Annotated in this window: 18 protein-coding genes; 4 read left to right on the top strand and 14 right to left on the bottom strand. The window is 45.2% G+C overall.

Annotated features, from left to right (window positions below; genetic code table 11):
- Positions 1 to 376: 376 nt before the first annotated feature.
- The 13 genes from FS818_RS15450 to FS818_RS15390 form a co-directional block, all read right to left on the bottom strand.
- Complete coding sequence (locus FS818_RS15450; protein ID WP_145333056.1) at positions 377 to 1,480, bottom strand: toxic anion resistance protein; 1,104 nt, start codon at positions 1,478 to 1,480, stop codon at positions 377 to 379.
- A gap of 15 nt (positions 1,481 to 1,495) precedes the next feature.
- A complete protein-coding gene (locus tag FS818_RS15445) occupies positions 1,496 to 2,233 on the bottom strand; it encodes a hypothetical protein (protein ID WP_145333055.1) in 738 nt (245 codons plus the stop codon).
- A gap of 154 nt (positions 2,234 to 2,387) precedes the next feature.
- Positions 2,388 to 3,428, bottom strand: coding sequence for an ATP-grasp domain-containing protein (locus FS818_RS15440; protein WP_145333054.1), 1,041 nt, complete (start codon positions 3,426 to 3,428; stop codon positions 2,388 to 2,390).
- Positions 3,425 to 4,252, bottom strand: coding sequence for an HAD family hydrolase (locus FS818_RS15435; protein WP_145333053.1), 828 nt, complete (start codon positions 4,250 to 4,252; stop codon positions 3,425 to 3,427). The genes FS818_RS15440 and FS818_RS15435 overlap by 4 nt, the downstream gene beginning before the upstream one ends.
- Positions 4,249 to 5,400, bottom strand: coding sequence for a cysteine protease StiP family protein (locus FS818_RS15430; RefSeq protein WP_145333052.1), 1,152 nt, complete (start codon positions 5,398 to 5,400; stop codon positions 4,249 to 4,251). The genes FS818_RS15435 and FS818_RS15430 overlap by 4 nt, the downstream gene beginning before the upstream one ends.
- An 11-nt stretch (positions 5,401 to 5,411) precedes the next feature.
- The gene (locus FS818_RS15425; RefSeq protein WP_145333051.1) at positions 5,412 to 6,812 is read right to left on the bottom strand and encodes a phosphoribosyltransferase family protein; all 1,401 of its coding nucleotides are present in this window, start codon (positions 6,810 to 6,812) and stop codon (positions 5,412 to 5,414) included.
- Complete coding sequence (locus tag FS818_RS15420) at positions 6,748 to 7,944, bottom strand: HpcH/HpaI aldolase/citrate lyase family protein (protein WP_260984855.1); 1,197 nt, start codon at positions 7,942 to 7,944, stop codon at positions 6,748 to 6,750. The genes FS818_RS15425 and FS818_RS15420 overlap by 65 nt, the downstream gene beginning before the upstream one ends.
- Positions 7,945 to 8,088: 144 nt before the next feature.
- Entirely contained in the window at positions 8,089 to 8,823 is a 735-nt protein-coding gene (locus FS818_RS15415) for a TerC family protein (protein ID WP_145333050.1), read from the bottom strand.
- Positions 8,824 to 8,852: 29 nt separating this feature from the next.
- Positions 8,853 to 10,103, bottom strand: coding sequence for a TerD family protein (locus tag FS818_RS15410; protein WP_145333049.1), 1,251 nt, complete (start codon positions 10,101 to 10,103; stop codon positions 8,853 to 8,855).
- Positions 10,104 to 10,125: 22 nt separating this feature from the next.
- Positions 10,126 to 10,707: a TerD family protein gene (locus tag FS818_RS15405; RefSeq protein ID WP_145333048.1), complete on the bottom strand. Its 582-nt coding sequence runs from the start codon at positions 10,705 to 10,707 to the stop codon at positions 10,126 to 10,128.
- A gap of 120 nt (positions 10,708 to 10,827) precedes the next feature.
- Positions 10,828 to 11,403 carry a TerD family protein gene (locus tag FS818_RS15400; RefSeq protein ID WP_090917591.1) on the bottom strand — a complete coding sequence of 192 codons (576 nt, stop codon included), beginning with the start codon at positions 11,401 to 11,403 and terminating at the stop codon, positions 10,828 to 10,830.
- A gap of 62 nt (positions 11,404 to 11,465) precedes the next feature.
- Entirely contained in the window at positions 11,466 to 12,059 is a 594-nt protein-coding gene (locus FS818_RS15395; protein WP_145333047.1) for a TerD family protein, read from the bottom strand.
- 39 nt (positions 12,060 to 12,098) lie between these two features.
- Complete coding sequence (locus tag FS818_RS15390; protein ID WP_090917587.1) at positions 12,099 to 12,545, bottom strand: tellurite resistance TerB family protein; 447 nt, start codon at positions 12,543 to 12,545, stop codon at positions 12,099 to 12,101.
- A gap of 438 nt (positions 12,546 to 12,983) precedes the next feature.
- Between FS818_RS15390 and FS818_RS15385 the strand changes: the two genes are divergently transcribed.
- From FS818_RS15385 to FS818_RS15370, 4 genes are all read left to right on the top strand, one after another.
- Positions 12,984 to 14,273 (top strand): MFS transporter, encoded by a 1,290-nt coding sequence (locus FS818_RS15385; RefSeq protein WP_186375502.1) that lies wholly within the window; start codon positions 12,984 to 12,986, stop codon positions 14,271 to 14,273.
- 495 nt (positions 14,274 to 14,768) lie between these two features.
- Positions 14,769 to 15,611, top strand: coding sequence for an alpha/beta fold macrolide esterase (gene mle / locus FS818_RS15380; RefSeq protein ID WP_145333045.1), 843 nt, complete (start codon positions 14,769 to 14,771; stop codon positions 15,609 to 15,611).
- Positions 15,612 to 15,764: 153 nt separating this feature from the next.
- Positions 15,765 to 16,691 carry a DUF2268 domain-containing putative Zn-dependent protease gene (locus FS818_RS15375; protein ID WP_145333473.1) on the top strand — a complete coding sequence of 309 codons (927 nt, stop codon included), beginning with the start codon at positions 15,765 to 15,767 and terminating at the stop codon, positions 16,689 to 16,691.
- Complete coding sequence (locus FS818_RS15370; RefSeq protein ID WP_145333044.1) at positions 16,666 to 17,421, top strand: MerR family transcriptional regulator; 756 nt, start codon at positions 16,666 to 16,668, stop codon at positions 17,419 to 17,421. Before FS818_RS15375 ends, FS818_RS15370 begins: the two co-directional genes overlap by 26 nt.
- 93 nt (positions 17,422 to 17,514) lie before the next feature.
- Here the strand turns inward: FS818_RS15370 and FS818_RS15365 are convergent, their stop codons facing one another.
- Positions 17,515 to 18,804, bottom strand: a complete 1,290-nt coding sequence (locus tag FS818_RS15365) for a galactokinase (RefSeq protein ID WP_145333043.1) — start codon at positions 18,802 to 18,804, stop codon at positions 17,515 to 17,517.
- Positions 18,805 to 19,026 lie beyond the last annotated feature (222 nt).

Genomic DNA, 19,026 nt, shown 5'->3' with positions numbered 1-19,026 from the left:
CAGTATCGTCCGCTAGAGATTCGAATAAACCTGTGCCAATTTCGGACTTGAGAGTTTCTACTCTTCGATGCAACTACAGAAAAGCAAAAAGAGACGCCACGGCGCCTCCTTCTTACAAACTATGATAAATACATAAGCTAACTTACTAAATAAGTTGAACTATTCTTTTATACATTAACGGAGAGGACAGAAAAAACCTGGAAAAGCGAAGCGCTCGCCTAAAAGCTTTCTGCAAGAAAGCTACATCGGAAGCATACGCTTATCACCGGATTTTTCCCTAAGGAAAAGGGAATCGAGAAAATCTGGGGATAACCGCTACTCTCCAGGTTATTCTGGCATCGGAGTGCCTCGTATAAAAACCTTTAGTTCAATTATTTTAATCCAGATAAGAGCTTAACGCGTTCGCATCCGGTTGCTTTTTAGTCTGAATACTTCCGGCTTTGGGAGACTCCAGACCTAACCGTTCACTCATGCCTGCATTGAGCGCAGTCATCTTGGCTGTATAATCATTGCAACTTTCGATAATACGGCGGTTCGACTGCTCCGAGAGATCCAGAGCAGACATCAAATCTCCAATAGCCTGATTAACCGATTCCATCGACATCGCCGGTTTGGCTAACAGATCATTTGTCTTTTCGGTCGTGGTGCGTAGCAATCTTGCATTCTCCTTGAACTGTTCCTCAATCGTTCTATTGGTAGCTTCCACAGCCGAAATGACCTTTTCCTGATCATTCAACGCCATCGCAATCATGGCCGATACCGTGATCAGATTTGCCGTTTTATCAATCGCATTGTTTACGGAATCGATCAGTTTATCGTTGTTATCATTAATAATATCGGTAGCTGCAATGGCCTGATTATAGAGCATAATCATCTCGGTCATGGATTGCGTACGCGTAACGACCTTTCGCAATCCACGCTCCAGGTGAGCCTTACGGTTCTCATTTTCCGGCTTGGCAATCTCTGCCTCGAATAGTTCCTTCAACTGATTACCAAAAGCAATTTTGGTTTGCAAGTTATAGATTTCCTGAATCGAAGAGCGTTTTAATTGACGCATGCTTACAATGCTCTCTTCCAGATTGTCCTTACCATCTCTCAACCCATTAATGATACTATCAATGTTGGTTCTGACAGACTGGTAGCGATAGACATAGTTTTTCAGAGGACTTTTGCGCAGTAATCGTCCTACAAAACTCACATTTTTGCTCTGTTGCAAGCTTTCACACTCATCACGTAGCTTCAAGATCATCGTTGACACTTCTGCACGGTTACCAGACATCAGATCATTGACAGGTCGGTCCAGCATTTTTAGCGTTTGGCCCGCTTTTTCTTGCGTTTTGACACCCAGTTTGCCGATATCGTCCATTAACAGATCCAGCTGGACAACATCCGTCTGTGACACCTTCTGGATTAATTGGCTTGCTTCCTGGTTAATTCGCTGCTGATCATCCTGCTTCAGTTGAATATATTCCGTTGCCATCTCTGACCATCCCTCCTATAATTCGGAGCTACTATACCTCTGATGAATAAGCTCCGCTTTATTCTGAAGCTCCATTAAATCCTTATGTTCAATGGTAGATACAATCTCTGAAACTTTGGAATCTACATCCTTCAAACCATTTAACAACATCCGGCGATTATTACGCTTCGCTTCTCCACTCAAACGCAGGAAGGGATTAATAAATCCATTGAGATCTTTCAAAATCAATCTGCGCATCGTATGGTTAATATCACCGTTGTTTAACTCTTTCAGTGCCGGAATGACTCGTTGCAATCTGGCAAACAAAGCTAACGACTTCTCTACAATTTCATTGTCCAGTTCATTCTTTTGCCCTTCGGAGATCACCATATCCTCGAGCACCTCAAGATACTCAATGACCGGCCCAAAAACAGGGTCCATATCCGTGTGTTTATGCTTTGAACTGACTTCGGAAGCGCTGGTCGTCTCTGCTTGTCCGGTTGTTGGATGGATTCGCTGATTAGACGAACGCTCAACACGTTCAACTGTCCCCTGTTCACTGGATGCATTATTCAACGCCGAAGGTTCAGGGTATCGATTTGAATCCAATGTCTTTACTACGGGCTCATGCGGCCTGGATGGAATCAAGGCACCGACCATTGTCGCCAAAGCCGGGATGGCCCAGGTTACAAATTCAGGGACAAAAAAGCTGCTTATAGCGGCGAGTCCATACCCGATCAGTGCACCTAATCCGATTTTTGTTTTGCGTAACATCTGCTTTCCTCCTGCCTGTAACAACACTATCGTATACAATGAACAAATGAAGATTACACTTGATCACTTCGCTGCGGTGTACCTCTCAAGATCATCTATATAATCGTATTGTAAAAAAATCAGTCAGAAGGTGTCAATCTTTGGAAACGGTTCTTTAATGATTCCTAACCTTCTGCTCATCCATAATGAGTGGCTGCTCTACATGACTTCCCAGTATGCCATACTGTGGGTGTAGTGGCCCCACCTCATAACCTAAAGCTAGCTTTACAGCCAGATAAGGGAAATTGATTCCTGAAAGACAAGACACATGTAGCCCTCCGGACATCCTTGGATTAATCTCTAGCAGTTTGGGCGTTTCATTCTGATACTTCATCTGAATATTAAAGTTATATGGAATGCGATATGCGCTAGCCACCTCACTCGCGATGTTCAACAGGTCTGCATTTTCCTCAAGTTTTCTTAAACGCCCGCCTGCTTTGCGGCGAGGCACAGCTGCCAGCAGATTCCCTTCGCTGTCAGCCAGACAATCGATACTGTACTCATATCCCTGAAGTCTCTCCATAACCATAAGATTCGGAAAAGATTCTACAGAGGAAAACGCTCGAAATGCGTCTTCAAATGATATACGATTCTGCGTATGTCCAGACAGTTCTTCCAGCGGATTACGACTATTATCAATCACCCTAAATCCCATACCGCCCTCACCGTTACACGGTTTGAAGCATACTTCATGTCCTGCGTTAGTGAGCGCTTCATAAGCATGTTTGAATTGAGAGGCATTGCTGACCGTAAAGTAATCTGGAATGCTCATGATTCCAAGTTCACGAACAGATTCGTAGAAGTGATCCTTCTCCATTAACTGTTCCATTAATTCTGTATCTCTGCAAACCAAGACCTTGGTTCCAACCTCCTTAAAGAGGTGTATATTCCGGCTGATATCCAGCATGTGGAGACGTGGGATAAATAGATCAATCCGATGTCTGCGGCAAAAATCAACACAGAAATCGATATACTCTTTTCCTGTCACCTTCGGCTCCAGCTCTGCATGATCACATGCCTGAAGCGCCATGTTATTCGGATCAGAATGTGTGCCATAGATTTCGAACTGCATCCCGTCTTCGTTGTTTCGAATCATATTCATATAGTGATATGCCACCGAAAACCAGCGATTAAAATATATACGAGTCTTGGTCATGAGACAACATCTCCTATCGCAGCGTGGTGTATAGAGCGAACATAGTTTAATATCTCGTCAGCGGCAAAAATACCGGATTTTTCGGTGAACTGGTAGTGAACTGCATCAGGATTCCGCTGTTTCTCGCGGTATAACTCTCCATGGCGTGGAGCAATCGCATAAGCTGCATAATCGAGCAGACAACGATCCAGTAAAGAATCACCGGATGCAACAACGGGTACATCGCCGATTTGATGGCGAATATGTTCTACCGCAGCTCGTTTATTCACCGCCGAAGGAACCAGATATAACTTGCGTCCTTGAACGGAAGCCTCCCAGCCCAGGGATTCCACAAGCTTGATCTTTTCTGTAACCTCTTCTACCGGCATGCGATCACGATGGATGACAAAAGCAAAAAACAACTCATCACATAGTCGCTCTCCTACAACCCATTCCTTGTTCAGTACACCGTCAAATATCTGGCGCACCTCGGCAGCCGTTGCTGAATGCTCTTGAAGCTTGGAACGAACATGTTCGTTCCAAAAGGGATCAACCTTGCCATTCATCAGAATGTTGCCACCATTGCTAGTTATCGCATAAAACGGAATAACCTCTTGCTGAAAGATCTGTATCCGCTGATACTGCGCCACTGTCCGTGTCGTTACAGGAATAAACAGGATATCCTTGGGGAGTGTCATCAGTTGATTCAACGTCTCGGCTGACATAAAGGCAGACAACTCACCACGGATCCATTCTGCAGGAACCAACCCGGGCGCATCCTCGGCAACGCCCATAGAACGGCGAGAATAGACCAGTGTCTGATCCAAATCACTTGCGTAGATCATTCGCCGCCCCCCTTTACAGATCGAATAATGCCACAACATGAATAACTTAGCCCAGGGAATACCTCAACGGGAACTCCACGATCTTGAGCAAGTAACATGATATGTTTCAGGTTCGGATTGTTCGGACGGTCAATCAGTATTTTCCAAGGCACACGGCGCAGCAGTACCCGCGTCGTCTCTCCAATTCCTGGTTTGATCAGATTTACATCCTGGATATCAAACGCCTGTTGAATGGATTGAATATCCTTCATTCCCTGCCATGTGACTTCCGGAGGATCGGCTAGTGCATCCTTTGCTTGAAGCGAGGCCTGCGCTTCAACTGTGGTAAAATATTCTGAAATCTTGTCTACATACATCGTCGACTGATCAGAAGAAGCCCACTCCTTGTACCATTTGGCTCCATGGAAGTCATTCGGTCCAATAAGATCATCCCGTAGCACAGTCCGACTCATCAAGCCCGATACGGTCGAGTTGAGACAGGCACTTGGAATCAAATAATCTTCTCGGGTGCCATAGGTATCTGAGCAATGACCGGGGTCAGCGAGTACGGCCAGATTATCATTCAACCGAATGCCATAACGTTGATCCAGGCTGTCGCAGGCATCGACCAGCACCTTGCGAATGGCACCTTTGCCTGTCCATCCGTCGATGAATTGGATTGGCATATCTACCCCATGCTGTTGCCAAATATATAAAATGGCATTCTCATCTATTCCTTTGCCACGGATAATCGAAATGCTGTAATGAGGCAAGTCCACATTATATTTCATGGAAATATAACGTTTCACCAGAATGCCAATGGGCGTTCCTGCACGAGCCAGCGAGACAAGAACGGTGTTCAATCCCCGCTTGCGTACAATAATCTCCGCTACCGTTGCGGCAGCTCTGGCTACTTTTTCCGCGGATTGTGCTAATGTCTCGTGAAATAGCTCAATATATTCATCCGAAGGGTGGTACTCCACAGGCAACATCTCTGAATAATGCACGCCCGACTGAATTGCATGTTCACGCTCTCCGGTCTCTTTTTCTAATGAAATATTACTTAGATCCTTCAACAAAAATATAACATCGGACGGGTCATAACTCCCCATGGGTTCAGGAGGTTTAATCTGCTTCTTGATTATGCTTTCCATTGCAGGTAAGTTCATCGCTTGTCTTCTCAGCCTTCCTGTGGAGCACCGCAGTACACCACATGTATTTGCTTACATCCGAGTTGTAACAACACATCAAGCATAGGCCGCATGCGTTCCTCCGGCATATGTCTTTCCATCAAAACAAAGATCTCATCATATTGCCCAGGCAATATATTGTAAATATAATTTCGGACAGCCGGATCTTCTGGAGAAGCATATCCTTCACCTGCAACAACAGCATATCCCGGGCGATTCACCGTATAGATCGGACTACGAGTCGTAGACTGATATAGAACACCGTCGCCCATTTCAGCCGCAATCCGCATCGGGATATGCATAAACTCCCCCGTTCCCATGACAAGGGTTCGTTGTCCTTTTCTTTTTTCACGTAAGATGGATGCAATCCTTGAGATGCCTTCATTCAGTATTGAATTGAGGCCGGAATGAATGCCGAATCGTCCCGAATATCTCAGGTAGGGCAGTGAACAGCGATTCCCTTCGGAATCTGCGGACACCATAGCCCAAGGCTCCAGTTCCCCTGCTACAGATATAACACTTATCAGAGATGTGGATTCAGGGATTTTCTTTTCCCCAGAGATATCAATGGTTGGCTCACCCGTGACCTGAATTTTTCCTTTTAACAAAGAGAGAGCCGTGATGGTTATTCCGAGTTCATCTTCTAATGAAGAAAATTTTTGCTCATCTGCATCCGTACGCCAATCCAGTAATGACGCAATGTAATAATGTTTACGCGGATAATTACGCTGAATATCCCGAATGATGTTTAACGTGGTGTTGCCTGTTGTAATCTCATCATCCACGAGGACTAACGGCCCACCCTCGGCAAGGGCGGAAGAGTCCATTGCATAACAGCGATGAGACATCGCATGGGAATGCTCCTCCTCGAACTGGATATCCGGCTCGATCTCGGGAAGGTATTCTCTCGTAGAGTGAATGTACGTTGCACGGTTAGCAAATAGCTCGTACATGCTGTGTCCCAAAGCTGTGGCCGTCTCGGCAAAACCAACAAAGCGAACCTCTTCAGGCAAACTCATCTGCACACCCATTAGATATTCATAAGCCTCACGGGCCTGCTCCGGATCGATTAGTCCACGGACCATTTGTTGCTTCCAATCTATAATACGCTTGTCTTCTCCGTGCGTTACATCCTCATACAATAGAACGGCCAGAGCAGCGCCGCTTAGGAGTGAAGTATATGGATTAACGGCAATATGCTTGCCCAGCAGCTTGCTGACAAAGAGAAAAGATCTCTTTTTATTCAGGCGTGCCGCCATAGAGAACAGATTTTCCAACGGGATTGCAAGCGGATTATGTGTAGCTTCAACAGAGACTTCAAACTGATCAAGAATAGGAAACGTAAGTCTGTTCGTGTTTGGGCAGGAGCCCGACAAAATGCTGCTGTTCATGTAACACCCCATATATTTGTGATCGGATCAAGATTCGTTTAGCCCAGCTTAAATGCGGTTTAATTTCGTTCATTTTATTGGTATACGTGCTTTTAAAAACACCCAGGCTCCCATCATTTCGAGCGATAATCCCCTGTGCATCCATGAATTCCTCATGCGTAACCACATACATCGCCTGAACAGGCTTGATCTGTGTCGGATGGATGATCGTTTTACCTACGATGCCGTTCTCCTTATCCATCATCACTTCACGCATAAGCCCGTCCATGGAGTTCGTAATATATTTCATTCTGAGGTTCCGACCTGTCTTGCCCAGGGATTCCTCGAATGGCGTCTGTCTTAATTGGGGTTTGAATACACGTTCACGCTGGCTAAAATACTCCCAGACCGGCCCAGATATCACATATCCCTGATCTGCACGCCCGAATAAATTGACAATATCAGCTATGCAATCACGTATCGTTGCAATGTCGTAAATCGTAAGCTCCGGGCTTCTTCTCAGTCCGAACAGGCTTGAGAAATCTGTAGCTCCGATTCGGATATTCAGCACGTATGGTGCATATTCATCCACAATCTGTTTCAGATCAATTAATGTCTGCCAACGTGTCTCACGGTAAATGACCTCCGCCGTCTCCAAAATGGGCATCGCATATAAGAGTGGATGTGAGCGATCTTTCTGCTGATTATACTGGTGAACAAGCTGCAAATAAGCGCGTCCATTCTCACAGCTAAACTTCGGCAGAACAACACCTGTTAATAACGAGATTCGTTCTCCCAACATTTCGATAAGGTGTTCCAACTGTTTAGGGGATCTCATCCGGATGAATAATAAAGGCATGTCATTGGTGTTCAATTTCCCTGCCTCCATGTAATCCGCGATAAGTCCAAGTTGCTGAGACAAACATTGTTCCGCAAATTCGACTTGCTCGTCGCCTACCGCATCTTCCAGATCAATAACGATTGTTGTGAGTCCTTCATGTTTACGTTGTAAAATATCGTCCGCGATATGCGGACGTGTGGCCGGCATGTACAAAGCAGCCCCAACAGCGTATGCCAGTATTTCTTTGGAGGTCCGGTGACTAAACGATATGGGCGAAGAAAAAAATAAAGCTTCTTCTTCCTCTGCATTCAAAAAACTAAAATATTTCAGGTTATTCTCCTCCTTGCACTTCTGACTTGAAGTCAGTCTGCATCATAAAATGAATGCTGTCGGGGTATAAAAACCAATCCCTCCAAGGTGCGGAGGGATTGGTAGTAGATGTGGCGAATTTTAAAACTAAGCCTGGCCTTGATTTTCTTTTTTCTTTCTTGCGGAACTTATCAGCATAGCTCCAACAAAGACAACAATCAGTAATGAGAAGAAGAGTACGTTAGGGATATGGAAGCCAAAAGCACTCAACATCATTTTTACAGAAATGATCGCAATAAGAATAAATGCCGCTTTTTCCAATTCAGGAAATTTGTCAATGAGTTTGAGGAACACTTGTGCAACTCCACGCATCATGAGTACCCCGATAATACCTCCGAGGAACAACACCCAAATCTGCTCACTGATACCAAATGCAGCAATAACACTATCGATACTGAAGGCAATGTCCATCAGTTCGACCATAAGTACGGTTTTCCAGAACGAGTATTGCTTTCCTTCCTGATTCTCCTCTTCCTGAGGCTTGAATAGTCCCTTGTAAGCAATGTAGAGAAGGTACAACGCCCCGAGGACCTTGACCAAGGTAATCTTGACAAGGAATGTTCCGAGCCCAATGGCAATAAACCTGAAAATATACGCACCTAAAATACCATAGAACAATGCTCGTTTCTGTTGCTCCTTAGGCAAGTGCTTAACCATTACGGCAAGTACAAGCGCGTTATCTGCGGACAAAAGCCCTTCCAGCAAGATCAAACTGCCGATAATTCCCCAACTTACGGGGTCGGAGAGTGTGGCTACGATTTCGGTCCAAGAGAAAAAATGACCGTAATTCTCACTAATACTTCTAAAGAAATCACTAAACATGAACAGAGAGCCTCCGCTAACTCAAATTGTTATTTACTGCCGGCAGTCCAGCGCATGCCCCATCCATGGGCTTCATCCAGAGCGAGGTGTCCATTATAGAACTGAACAATCCTCTCAATACTAAATGTTTCATCATTCACGTTGCTGAACATAGCGATTCCGCACATCCCTAAGGAACTTCCATATTCATTCATGCGCACGATAATATCCGGGCCGTCTTTCTGGTTAATGGTGACGACGCCATCCGCCTGTGACCAATTCGTAACCCCTTCATAAATGTAGGTGAATACGAGGAGTCGTTTGATTTCGGAAATACGTGCACCGTTAATACGCAGATTCTCTCCCGTCTTCACGGAACCTGTCCGGTCATCGCCATCCAAAGCAATATAAGGATATCGATTCAAAGAACCAAACGATTCACCTAACGCCTGGATTACCCCTTTGCTACCATCCTTCATTTCGAAAAGGCAACCCAGATCCAGATCCACGCTTTTGTTTCGCCCGAACAATCCCTTGCTCGTCTGTTGATTCCAATTCAGATTAATTAGAATCTCACCAAGTCCACCTGCATTTTTCTTCAGGTTGATGGTATCGCCCTTTTTCTTCAGCTCAATCTTGCTCAGGTTCAACTCGATCTTGGGTTGAGGCGTCGGCGGTGGAACTGGTGGAGCAGGAGGTTTAGGCACAGGCGGCTGAGGCACCGGAGGGACAGGCTGTGAAGAGGATGTGTCGTTCTCCACACTCACGCCAAAGTTACTGCATAATGCATTCAGTCCACCGGAAAAACCAGCACCTACAGCGTTGAATTTCCATTCTCCGTTATGTCGGTATAACTCGCCAATAACGATCGCCGTTTCCACGGTAAAACCACTCGCTAAATCATACCGTAACGCTTCCTGTCCGCTATTCGCATGACCAAAACGAATATAGGTGTTCTGAACTTGGCTAAAACTCTGGTTTTTGGACTCCCCTTCATAGATCGTTAGACTGAACGCAATCTTTTCAATACGGGCAGGAATTTGGCTCAGATCAAGTTCAAACTGCTTTTTATCCGATTGTTGCGGTGTATCCTTGTAGGTAATAAAACCGCCTGTTGGCTGGTTATAGAAGATAAAGTCTTCATCACCCGATACCTTTCCGCTAGCACCAAGAAGAAAAGCTGATGTGTCTAGATCAAGCGCAGGAGAAGAATCCCAGCCAATGCCCACCGTCAGCCGGGTCAGCCCGGGATTCGTTTTAGTGAGGTCCGTTTTTTGCCCTTTGACGACTGTTACAGCCATAACAGATTCACCTATCCTTCTCTTATTTCGCGTCTAGTCCATAATTCTGGCATAACGCGGCGAGACCGCCTGCAAAACCACTGCCGATCGCCTGGAATTTCCAATCTGCACCCGACCGATAAAATTCACAGAAAACGACAGCTGTCTCAGTGGAGAAGTCTTCGCCCAGGTCGTAACGTAATACCTCGCGGTCACTAGAAGCATCTACAACCCGAACAAAGGCGTTGGATACCTGACCAAAATTTTGTGCGCGTGCTTCATAATCGTAGATCGTTACTGTAATACCGATTCTCGTGATGTTTGCAGGAACCTTGCTGAAATCCACGATGATCTGCTCATCATCCCCGTCTCCCTCACCCGTACGGTTGTCTCCTGTGTGAGTCAGTGATCCTGCGCCGCCTGTTGGGTTGTTATAAAAGACAAAATCATCTGTTCCTTTGGCTTTGCCATCCTCATGAAGCAGGAAAGCGGAAGCATCCAGGTCGAAATCGACTCCGCCACTATATTTGTTGGTATCCCATCCCAGGCCCACCACAACTTTAGTCAGACCAGGGTTTGTTTTTGTAAGGTCAATCCGCTGTCCTTTAGCCAAGCTAATTGTCATCTATTCGTCCGCCCTTCTTTTCAGCAAAAGATTTTAAAAGATCTCATTGTAATGAAAAGGAAAACCGTCAGATCGACGGCTTTCCGGTATTGCTATACATGTACAGCTTGATTAACAATTCTATTGCAAGCCATAATCCCGAGTCAGTCCAACCAGACCGTCTTGGTAACCACTACCGATTGCGCTGAATTTCCACTCACCGCTATGACGGTACAACTCTCCAACGACAACACCTGTCTCGATAGAGAAATCTTCGCCCAAGTCAAAACGGATCAATTCTTCGGAATTTGCTTCGTTTACAATACGCACGTAAGCGCGTGATACTTGTCCAAAGTTCTGGCTGCGCTCCTGCGCTTCATAGATCGTAATGGTAAATGCAATTTTCTCAACATCAGCCGGAACGTTAGGCAGGTCGATTTTCACTTGCTCATCATCGCCGTCCCCTTCTCCAGTGCGGTTGTCACCTGTGTGCACAACAGAACCGTTCTCATTTTGAGGATTGTTGAAGAAAATAAAGTTTTTCTCCCCGTTTACTTTACCGTCAGCGTTAGCACAGAATACGGAGACATCGAGGTCGAAATCTTTACCGCCATCATATTTGTTTGTATCCCAGCCCAAACCTACAGTGATTTTAGCCAGTCCCGGGTTCGTTTTTGTTAAATCAATCTTTTGACCTTTAGACAAATTAATAGCCATTCAAGATTCATCTCCGCTCACTATAATTTTAGTTGCTGCATTCATTTCAGGTAATACTATTTTTACGTATAACGACGAGCAAGCTCATCGATATGTACAGCATGAGCACCTTCACCAATAGCTGAGAATTTCCATTCGCCGCCATGTCGGTACAGTTCACCACAGATGAGGGCTGTCATACCCGCATAGCTATCGGAGAGGTTAAAACGAACCAATTCTTGCGAATTGCTACCATCCAGAATACGAATATAAGCACGTTCAATCATTCCAAAATCCTGTTTACGATTAACACAATCATATATGTTCACGACGATCAGAATTTTATGAACATCAGCAGGTACGACGGAGAGGTTAATTTTGATTTGCTCATCGTCCCCTTCACCTTCGCCCGTCAAATTATCTCCGGAATGAACGACAGATCTACATAAACTCGTTTTATTATGAAAACAAACCAGATTTGTTTCTTTGGTTAACTTTCCATTTTCACCTAATAGCAAAGCTGAAGCATCACAATCGATATTGGCTTGTTTTTTTCTCCCGAAAAACCCTTTGGAGGCTACAGGGTCCCAACCCAAACCGGCGATCACATGGGTTAATCCAGCTTTACCTTTGGTTAAATCAATTTTCTGTCCCTTTACCAAGCTAATACCGGCCACTAATATTCACCTCCTTTCAACTTCTCTATCAAACAGACTCTAGAGACTAAACTCACCTGGATTCAGGCCCAGAACAGTACAAATTTCCGCCACTACTCTGCGCTCCTGATCATCAAAGTTACCATCAGCAGCACCAATGGCACTGCATACACCTACAATGACACGCCCTACTTCAGGTTTGGACTTGAACTTGGCAATCGCCTTCAATGCTTCCTGCTTCCCGATCTCAGGGGAAAATTCGAAATTATTCACATAATGATTGAATCTTTCAATCACGGTTGTCATATCAAAAACTTTCAATTCCTGACTCAGGTTAATGTAACCCGCCATTTTGTTCTTCTCCGAGGCATCGACGGACCCATCTGCAAAAGCAACCAGGGCACAACCAGCCACTACGGCATCCATGAAATCTTTGTTCTTAAATCGCTTGACTTGATCCTCTAATCCTTGCTTGGTTGAATTGAGCCAATTCTTAAAAGCACTCATATGTACCCTCCGTTAACTTCATAATAAATGCATTTATTCTAGTCAATACACTGTAAAATTCCAGTATACTGTTTACAACCTAAATGTCAGAAATCAACAGTTAAATTCTTCCTCAACTATACTCTTTTCTGTGCCAATTTTCTACAATAAAAAACAAAAACCAATCTTTTATACCAATCCATATTTTTTTCTAATATAATTCGTAATTCATTCATTTTATATACAATTTATTACAATATTCGACATCATTATTCGACAATAAATGCGCATATGAACAATATCTTTTGAAGAAAACAGGAATCATATAATCTCCAAAATTTGCAGATTTCTATCAAATAACATAAATTGGTACTAGAGAAAATCTTTAATTTAATCTATTACATGAGAATCCTATCTACACGCTACATACCAGTACCATATCTACGAACGGAGGAATATATGAAATCAAAATCAAACTACTCCAAGCTGTTCGGTGCCTTTTCCCTTACTTTTCTAGGCGATGGATTAACTCTCGCTGCCGTACCCTGGCTTGTCTCCACCCTAACAACGGATACGTTATATGCATCCATTACGATGACTGCCCTGCGGTTACCCTGGCTGATCTTTAGCCTGCCGGTTGGCGTATTGATCGACCGATATTCACGCAAACATATGCTGGTTGGAGCCAGCTTTACCCGGATGATATTTCTATTGTTCCTAACGATCTGTATCTGGGGAGGCTGGATCAGCATACCTCTGCTTGCCTTGTTTATGTTCGGGATTGGTCTAAGCCGCGTTGTCTTTGACAGCACCGTGCAGACGATCATTCCTCAGGTTGTGGAGGAGAAGAAACTGGAAAAAGCCAACGGCCAATTTACTGCCGGGCAACTGATCACCAGTGATATTCTGGGCGTAGCGTTAGGCGGCTTCATTATTACGATGCACATCGTCTACCCTTTTGCCATTGACACCGTGACGGCTATACTCTCGTTGTTACTCATTAGTGGTCTGCGCGGCAGCTTTCATCCCGCGAAATCAAACGAATCCCAAGCTCAGGAAGCATCAACGGAAACTTCTAAGCAAACGACTCAGGATAAATCGGAGCAGAAAGCTCGCCCGATGAAAAATTGGAAACGCGAGATGTGGTCCGGCATTCAGTACGTGTTTCAAGACCGTTTTCTTCGCGGCCTGGCCATCTTGTCGGTGACTATTACGTTAATGTTCTCGATGATTCTGGTGACTCAAATTTTCTTTGTACGTGAAGTATTACAGCTGGAAGCGTATGCCTTCGGCATTCTGATTTCCATTGCGACCATCGGCAGTATTCTGGGCAGTCAGGCTGTAGCTTATATGCGGAAACGCTGGAGCTCCATGCAACTCATTCTGCTCTCCATTCTGTCGATGGGCCTGCTCTATGGAGCTGTTGGTCTGACGTCCAATGCGTACGTGGTCGGTGGTCTATACTTCTGCGCAGCCTTCTTCATTGTTGTCTATAACGTAGTCCGTTCGTCGATTCTGCAGCGCTCCGTTCCAAATGAACTGCTCGGACGGGTAGGCAGTGTGTTCCGTTTCCTCTCGTTTGGTATCAGCGCCATCGGCACCTTGCTTGGCGGATTGCTCGTTCGCGTGAGCGAAACCTTTTTCGACCGTCTGTTCTCGCTGCAATTGCCTTATCTGTTACTTAGTGCGGTTTACATTCTGGCTTGCTTTCTGTTTGCTTCCAAAATGCGCAATGTACCTGAGCAGTAAAGGTTCTCCCCTAGTAATCAGAACGATACGAAGGGCACAACTGGCTGAATCGTCGGCTGTCTTTCCGTTAGGATATTGACATATTTTCGAGCAATTGACATTGGCGTTTATCCTATGCTAGTATCGCTTTAACTTATACGAACGGAGGGGTTACGTGTGTTAAACTAATTCTTCGATATTCTTTGCGCAATGAATCAAATAGTGGTTTCAGGCTATTTTGGTGTGCTCAGTAATCGAAGAATGGTTTACCAACGCGGTAACCTATCGTTTAGCTATATGTGATAGGAACAAGGGTAACTTGATTCTGATCTCGCGTAGACTGAATATGAAGAATAAGAGATGAACCTTATAATGATCTGCTTACTACCTGGATTTTAAGTCTAGTCTTCAGGTCACATGTATAGCGTTCATTCTCATTTTCTTTTTCGATTACGGTATGCACACAGGCCTATAGCCTGTGTTTTTTTATTTTATTAAAGTGTGGGAGGAATCGACATGAATGAGCGATTACTAAACATAGATGGAATTAAATTATGTTCAGAGCATTTCGGAAAACCCGGTGCCCCCGTAATTTTGTTGATTATGAGTGCCCAATCTTCCTTGATTTGGTGGGAGGACGAATTTTGCCAGCGTTTAGCAGATGCAGGACGTTTTGTCATTCGTTATGATCACCGTGATGTCGGGCGTTCAACAACGTATGAACCGGGTCAACCGGGTTACACATTCGAGGATATGGCAGATGATGCCGTGAGAGTTTTGGATGCTTACAAGGTTGAGCAGGCACATATTGTAGGAATGTCCATGGGCGGTATGTTAACTCAAATGGTTGCTCTGCGGCATCCGGAGAGAGTCCTCACCGTTACGCTTCTAGCCACGTCCAATTTTGCACCGCATCTTCCCCCGATGGAAGAAAAGATTATGGACTTTTTCTCGAATATGGGCATGATCGACTGGACTAACGAAGAATCGGTCATCCAGTTTGCCATTGAAAGATCAAGACTCCTGGTCGGTTCTAAGCATGTTTTTGATGAGGAAAACGTTAAATCGCTGGCTAAAAAAGAATTTGCGAGAAGTGATAATTCAGCGAGTATGAGCAATCACGCATTGGTGTCAGGGGGAGAATCCTATCTGGTTAGGACGAAGGAAATAAATGTACCCACTTTGATCATACATGGAACAGAAGATCCCATTATCCCTTATGAACATGGAGAGAATCTCGCCAAGGAAATTCCCGGCTCGGCTTTGCTAACCTTGTCAGGTACGGGACATGAACTTCACTATGATGATTGGAATTTAATCATGGATGCTATCTTAAAACACACTTCGACGGAGGCATAAATCTGTGCTTCGCTAAAAATGGTCATCCTCTCTTATAGACTACCTTGCAGACAAATAGAAATAAGAAGTCTTTTGGTGATCCCCTTGACTGTAACGTTACGTTATCCCGGATAATGAGTCAATCCTAATACGAAGGAGCAATGTAACATGTCCATAAACATCACTGCGTTACGTTCAGATCAGATCTACCGAAACATCATACAAGCTGCGCCATCGGAAAAATTAGAACTGTACCGTCAGGAGATGCTCAGCCCTTTTATGGCAAAATGGAACATCCAGCATATCCCTTTCCAGTCTCAAGAGCCTGGCGGATTCGATGTGATCACCATGAACAACTGGATGAATGTCGCACCTGAGGCGATTACATCTGACATAGACGAGTCTTTGACTGCCATCTCTTCGGATGTATTCTGGCAACAATGTCAGGAAGCGGTTGAGACAAGTCTGGGTTCATTTATTAAGGATGGCGTCACCCTGAAAGTCTCGGACTATCTATTTACCATTTTATTGGGTAATCCGGACAGCCCGGTGCTGCAAATAAATGAAGGCATTAGTGGAGATGGCGGCATTCCGGGTTATATTATTGCCAACCTGGTGCCAAACACCTATACCCTACCTCGTATTCCATCCGTTCTTGCCCATGAGTGCAATCATAATGTAAGATACCAGCATATCCAGTGGAATCCGGGGATCACGCTCGGAGAGATGATTGTGAGCGAGGGGCTGGCCGAGAATTTTGCCACTTCCCTATATGGGGAGGAGCTGCTTAGGCCATGGGTGACCAAAACAGATACGAACACCTTAAACACCGTCATCAAACCCAAGTTCAAAAAACAGTTAAATGTGACGGGATTTGATCATATCCATCCGTATCTTTACGGTGATGAGCTCGCAAAGATGCAGAACTTTACACCCGTGGGTGTGCCTTATGCCGCCGGTTACGCCTGCGGGTATCATCTGATTCAATATTACCTGAATAAAACAGGCCGGCCGATTACGGAAGCCACCATTACACCGGCAAGTGTTATCCTTGCCGAGACAAAGGATTTTTGGCATGAAGAAACGATATTTCACCCTTAAAGAGATCATGCGTATTACCGGCATTACCAAACGTACCTTGCACTATTACGACCAGATCCATCTGCTCAAACCGGGTAAAGTGGAGGCTAACGGCTATCGGCTCTACGATCAGGAAGCACTCGGGAAGCTACAAATGATCCTGTTGTTCAAAGAAATGAATTTTACGCTGCAGGATATCGCGTCTGTGCTGGAATTATCTATAGATGAACAGAAGGAAATGCTGAGAACCCATCGGATGACACTCGTTGAGCGAAAAGAAAAACTCGAAGCGACCATACGTCAACTCGACCAGTATGTAGATGGAACAAATATATCCCAACTGGAGCTGTTCAGCGACTCCCCTATTCAATCGATTCAGGCCCAATATGAATCCGAGGCGAGGGTGATCTACGGAGGAACACAGCAGTTCCAGGAATACGAAGCTCATATAGCAGCACTTTCTCCAGCCGAGAAGAAACAGGGCAATCAGCAATTTTCAGCAGATATGGAAGAGGTATTTCGAAAACTGGCCGCACGTCAGAGTTTGTCTCCTGCTACGGAAGAAGTACAAGACTTAGTGAGAAAATGGAAAGGTATTCTCTCTCGTTTCATGACCTGTGATGCCGAAATTCTCCGCTGTATTGCCGAGGTCTATATGACCGATCCACGATATATTGCGTATTTTCGCCAGTTCGGGGATGAGATGTTTTTGCCATTTCTTCATGAGGCCATTTGCATATCTTTGTCCTAAGAAAAAAAGCGGGCTACGTGGGATTTCTCCCCCGAGTCCGCTTTCTCTATCTTCAATCATTCGCTTAAGGCAATGCTTGATACCTGATTAAGATTAATTCAGTTCCGCATTCAAGCAGATCGAACCGTGCTGACGCACGTTAACGACAATGACTGGCGTGTCCAGCATACCGCGCATCCAGTTCATATACTCTTCTGCCTTCTCGTTTGGTACAATCGCCAGAATAACACCTGCGAATCCACCACCATGCACACGACATGCGCCATCGCCAAGGTTGCTCAGGTAATTCTCAGTCAAGGCAAGCGCCACGGAGATCTCCTGTTCACGGGAAGCCCCGCCTTGATACACGTTTTGTAACCATTTCCATGAAGAGTTACCCGATGCAGTGATCAGTGACAAGAAATCAGCAAAACGTCCTTCGCGTAAAGCGGACACCTGTCCATCCACACGTTTGTTCTCAGCCAGAAAGTGCAATGCACGTAATACCGCACGGTCTCCGGCCGCTTCACGAATCTCAGGCAATTTGGCATAAATATCTTCTTCTGAGATTTCACGCACGTATTCAGCGCCAAGTGCTTTCGCAACAGCTCTCATCTCGTTAGGTACAGAAGCATAATCTTCTGTCAGATCGGCATGGTTGCCACCTGTATTCACGATGACCAGGGAATATCCGTTTTCTTGGAAATTCCACTCCACAGGCTCAATCACAGGTTCAGCCGGATTCGCAAAATCAATCGAGATCAAACCGCCATATGCACAAGCCATCTGGTCCAGCAGGCCGGACGGTTTGTTCCAGTAGTGATTTTCCGCATATTGTCCGATTTTGGCCAGCGTTACGACATCCAGCTTGCCATCGTTATAGAAATGGTTCAGGATCGTGCAGATCAACATTTCGAAGGATGCAGAAGAACTCACACCCGAAGCCGCAAATACGTTACTGGAGATGTCCGCTTGGAATCCACCAATGTTGAACCCAAGCTCTACAAAGCCCGCCGCCATCCCACGAATCAATCCGGTAGTACCGTCATCTTCTGTGTTAGGTTTCAAGTCCGCAAGGTTGATAACATACTTTTTGTCGTATCCCTCGGAGTAAAACGTAATGACGTTGTCGCCTGTCGGCACAGCCACGGCAATGGTGTCCAGCGTAATGCTTCCCGCGAGCACTTTACCATGGTTATGATCCGTATGATTACCGCCGATCTCACTGCGGCCCGGGGAACTGAACAGATGCATATGCTCCTGCTCGCCAAAGTGCTCGCGGAACGAAGCGTCCAGCTTTTCGTAACGGGCACCCTGCTCCTCTACGTGCTGCGGTCCGTACATTTGCGCAAGCAACGCCTGTCCCTGTTTTGATTGAATGAGTTCTGTTACCTGTGTGGTCATCTCTATTCCTCCCATTTCATATGCAAGCGGCATGTAACCGCTATCCCTTATGTCGTCTAAAATCCTTCATCGGATTAGCCATCCCCATTATCTCAGCTTCTGAGCCGAAAAGGTAGGGCAGAATTGAAATTTTGGAAGCGTTTTTTGAAACATGTGTCCATTTGTAAAAATGCGTTATCCCTAACTTGAACGAGATTATGGAATATGAATCTTGATGGTGTA

Source organism: Paenibacillus xylanexedens (assembly GCF_007680605.1).
Taxonomy (GTDB): Bacteria; Bacillota; Bacilli; order Paenibacillales; family Paenibacillaceae; genus Paenibacillus; species Paenibacillus xylanexedens_B.
This window is presented reverse-complemented; position numbering and strand designations above follow the sequence as displayed.

Coding starts and splice junctions, on each gene's coding strand:
- FS818_RS15435 (WP_145333053.1), bottom strand. CDS start 4,252: ATGATCTACGCAAGTGATTTGGATCAGACACTGGTCTATTCTCGCCGT.
- FS818_RS15370 (WP_145333044.1), top strand. CDS start 16,666: ATGAAGAAACGATATTTCACCCTTAAAGAGATCATGCGTATTACCGGC.
- FS818_RS15450 (WP_145333056.1), bottom strand. CDS start 1,480: ATGGCAACGGAATATATTCAACTGAAGCAGGATGATCAGCAGCGAATT.
- FS818_RS15390 (WP_090917587.1), bottom strand. CDS start 12,545: ATGAGTGCTTTTAAGAATTGGCTCAATTCAACCAAGCAAGGATTAGAG.
- FS818_RS15425 (WP_145333051.1), bottom strand. CDS start 6,812: ATGAACAGCAGCATTTTGTCGGGCTCCTGCCCAAACACGAACAGACTT.
- mle (WP_145333045.1), top strand. CDS start 14,769: ATGAATGAGCGATTACTAAACATAGATGGAATTAAATTATGTTCAGAG.
- FS818_RS15385 (WP_186375502.1), top strand. CDS start 12,984: ATGAAATCAAAATCAAACTACTCCAAGCTGTTCGGTGCCTTTTCCCTT.
- FS818_RS15410 (WP_145333049.1), bottom strand. CDS start 10,103: ATGGCTGTAACAGTCGTCAAAGGGCAAAAAACGGACCTCACTAAAACG.
- FS818_RS15365 (WP_145333043.1), bottom strand. CDS start 18,804: ATGACCACACAGGTAACAGAACTCATTCAATCAAAACAGGGACAGGCG.
- FS818_RS15440 (WP_145333054.1), bottom strand. CDS start 3,428: ATGACCAAGACTCGTATATATTTTAATCGCTGGTTTTCGGTGGCATAT.
- FS818_RS15400 (WP_090917591.1), bottom strand. CDS start 11,403: ATGGCTATTAATTTGTCTAAAGGTCAAAAGATTGATTTAACAAAAACG.
- FS818_RS15430 (WP_145333052.1), bottom strand. CDS start 5,400: ATGAACTTACCTGCAATGGAAAGCATAATCAAGAAGCAGATTAAACCT.
- FS818_RS15415 (WP_145333050.1), bottom strand. CDS start 8,823: ATGTTTAGTGATTTCTTTAGAAGTATTAGTGAGAATTACGGTCATTTT.
- FS818_RS15445 (WP_145333055.1), bottom strand. CDS start 2,233: ATGTTACGCAAAACAAAAATCGGATTAGGTGCACTGATCGGGTATGGA.
- FS818_RS15405 (WP_145333048.1), bottom strand. CDS start 10,707: ATGACAATTAGCTTGGCTAAAGGACAGCGGATTGACCTTACAAAAACA.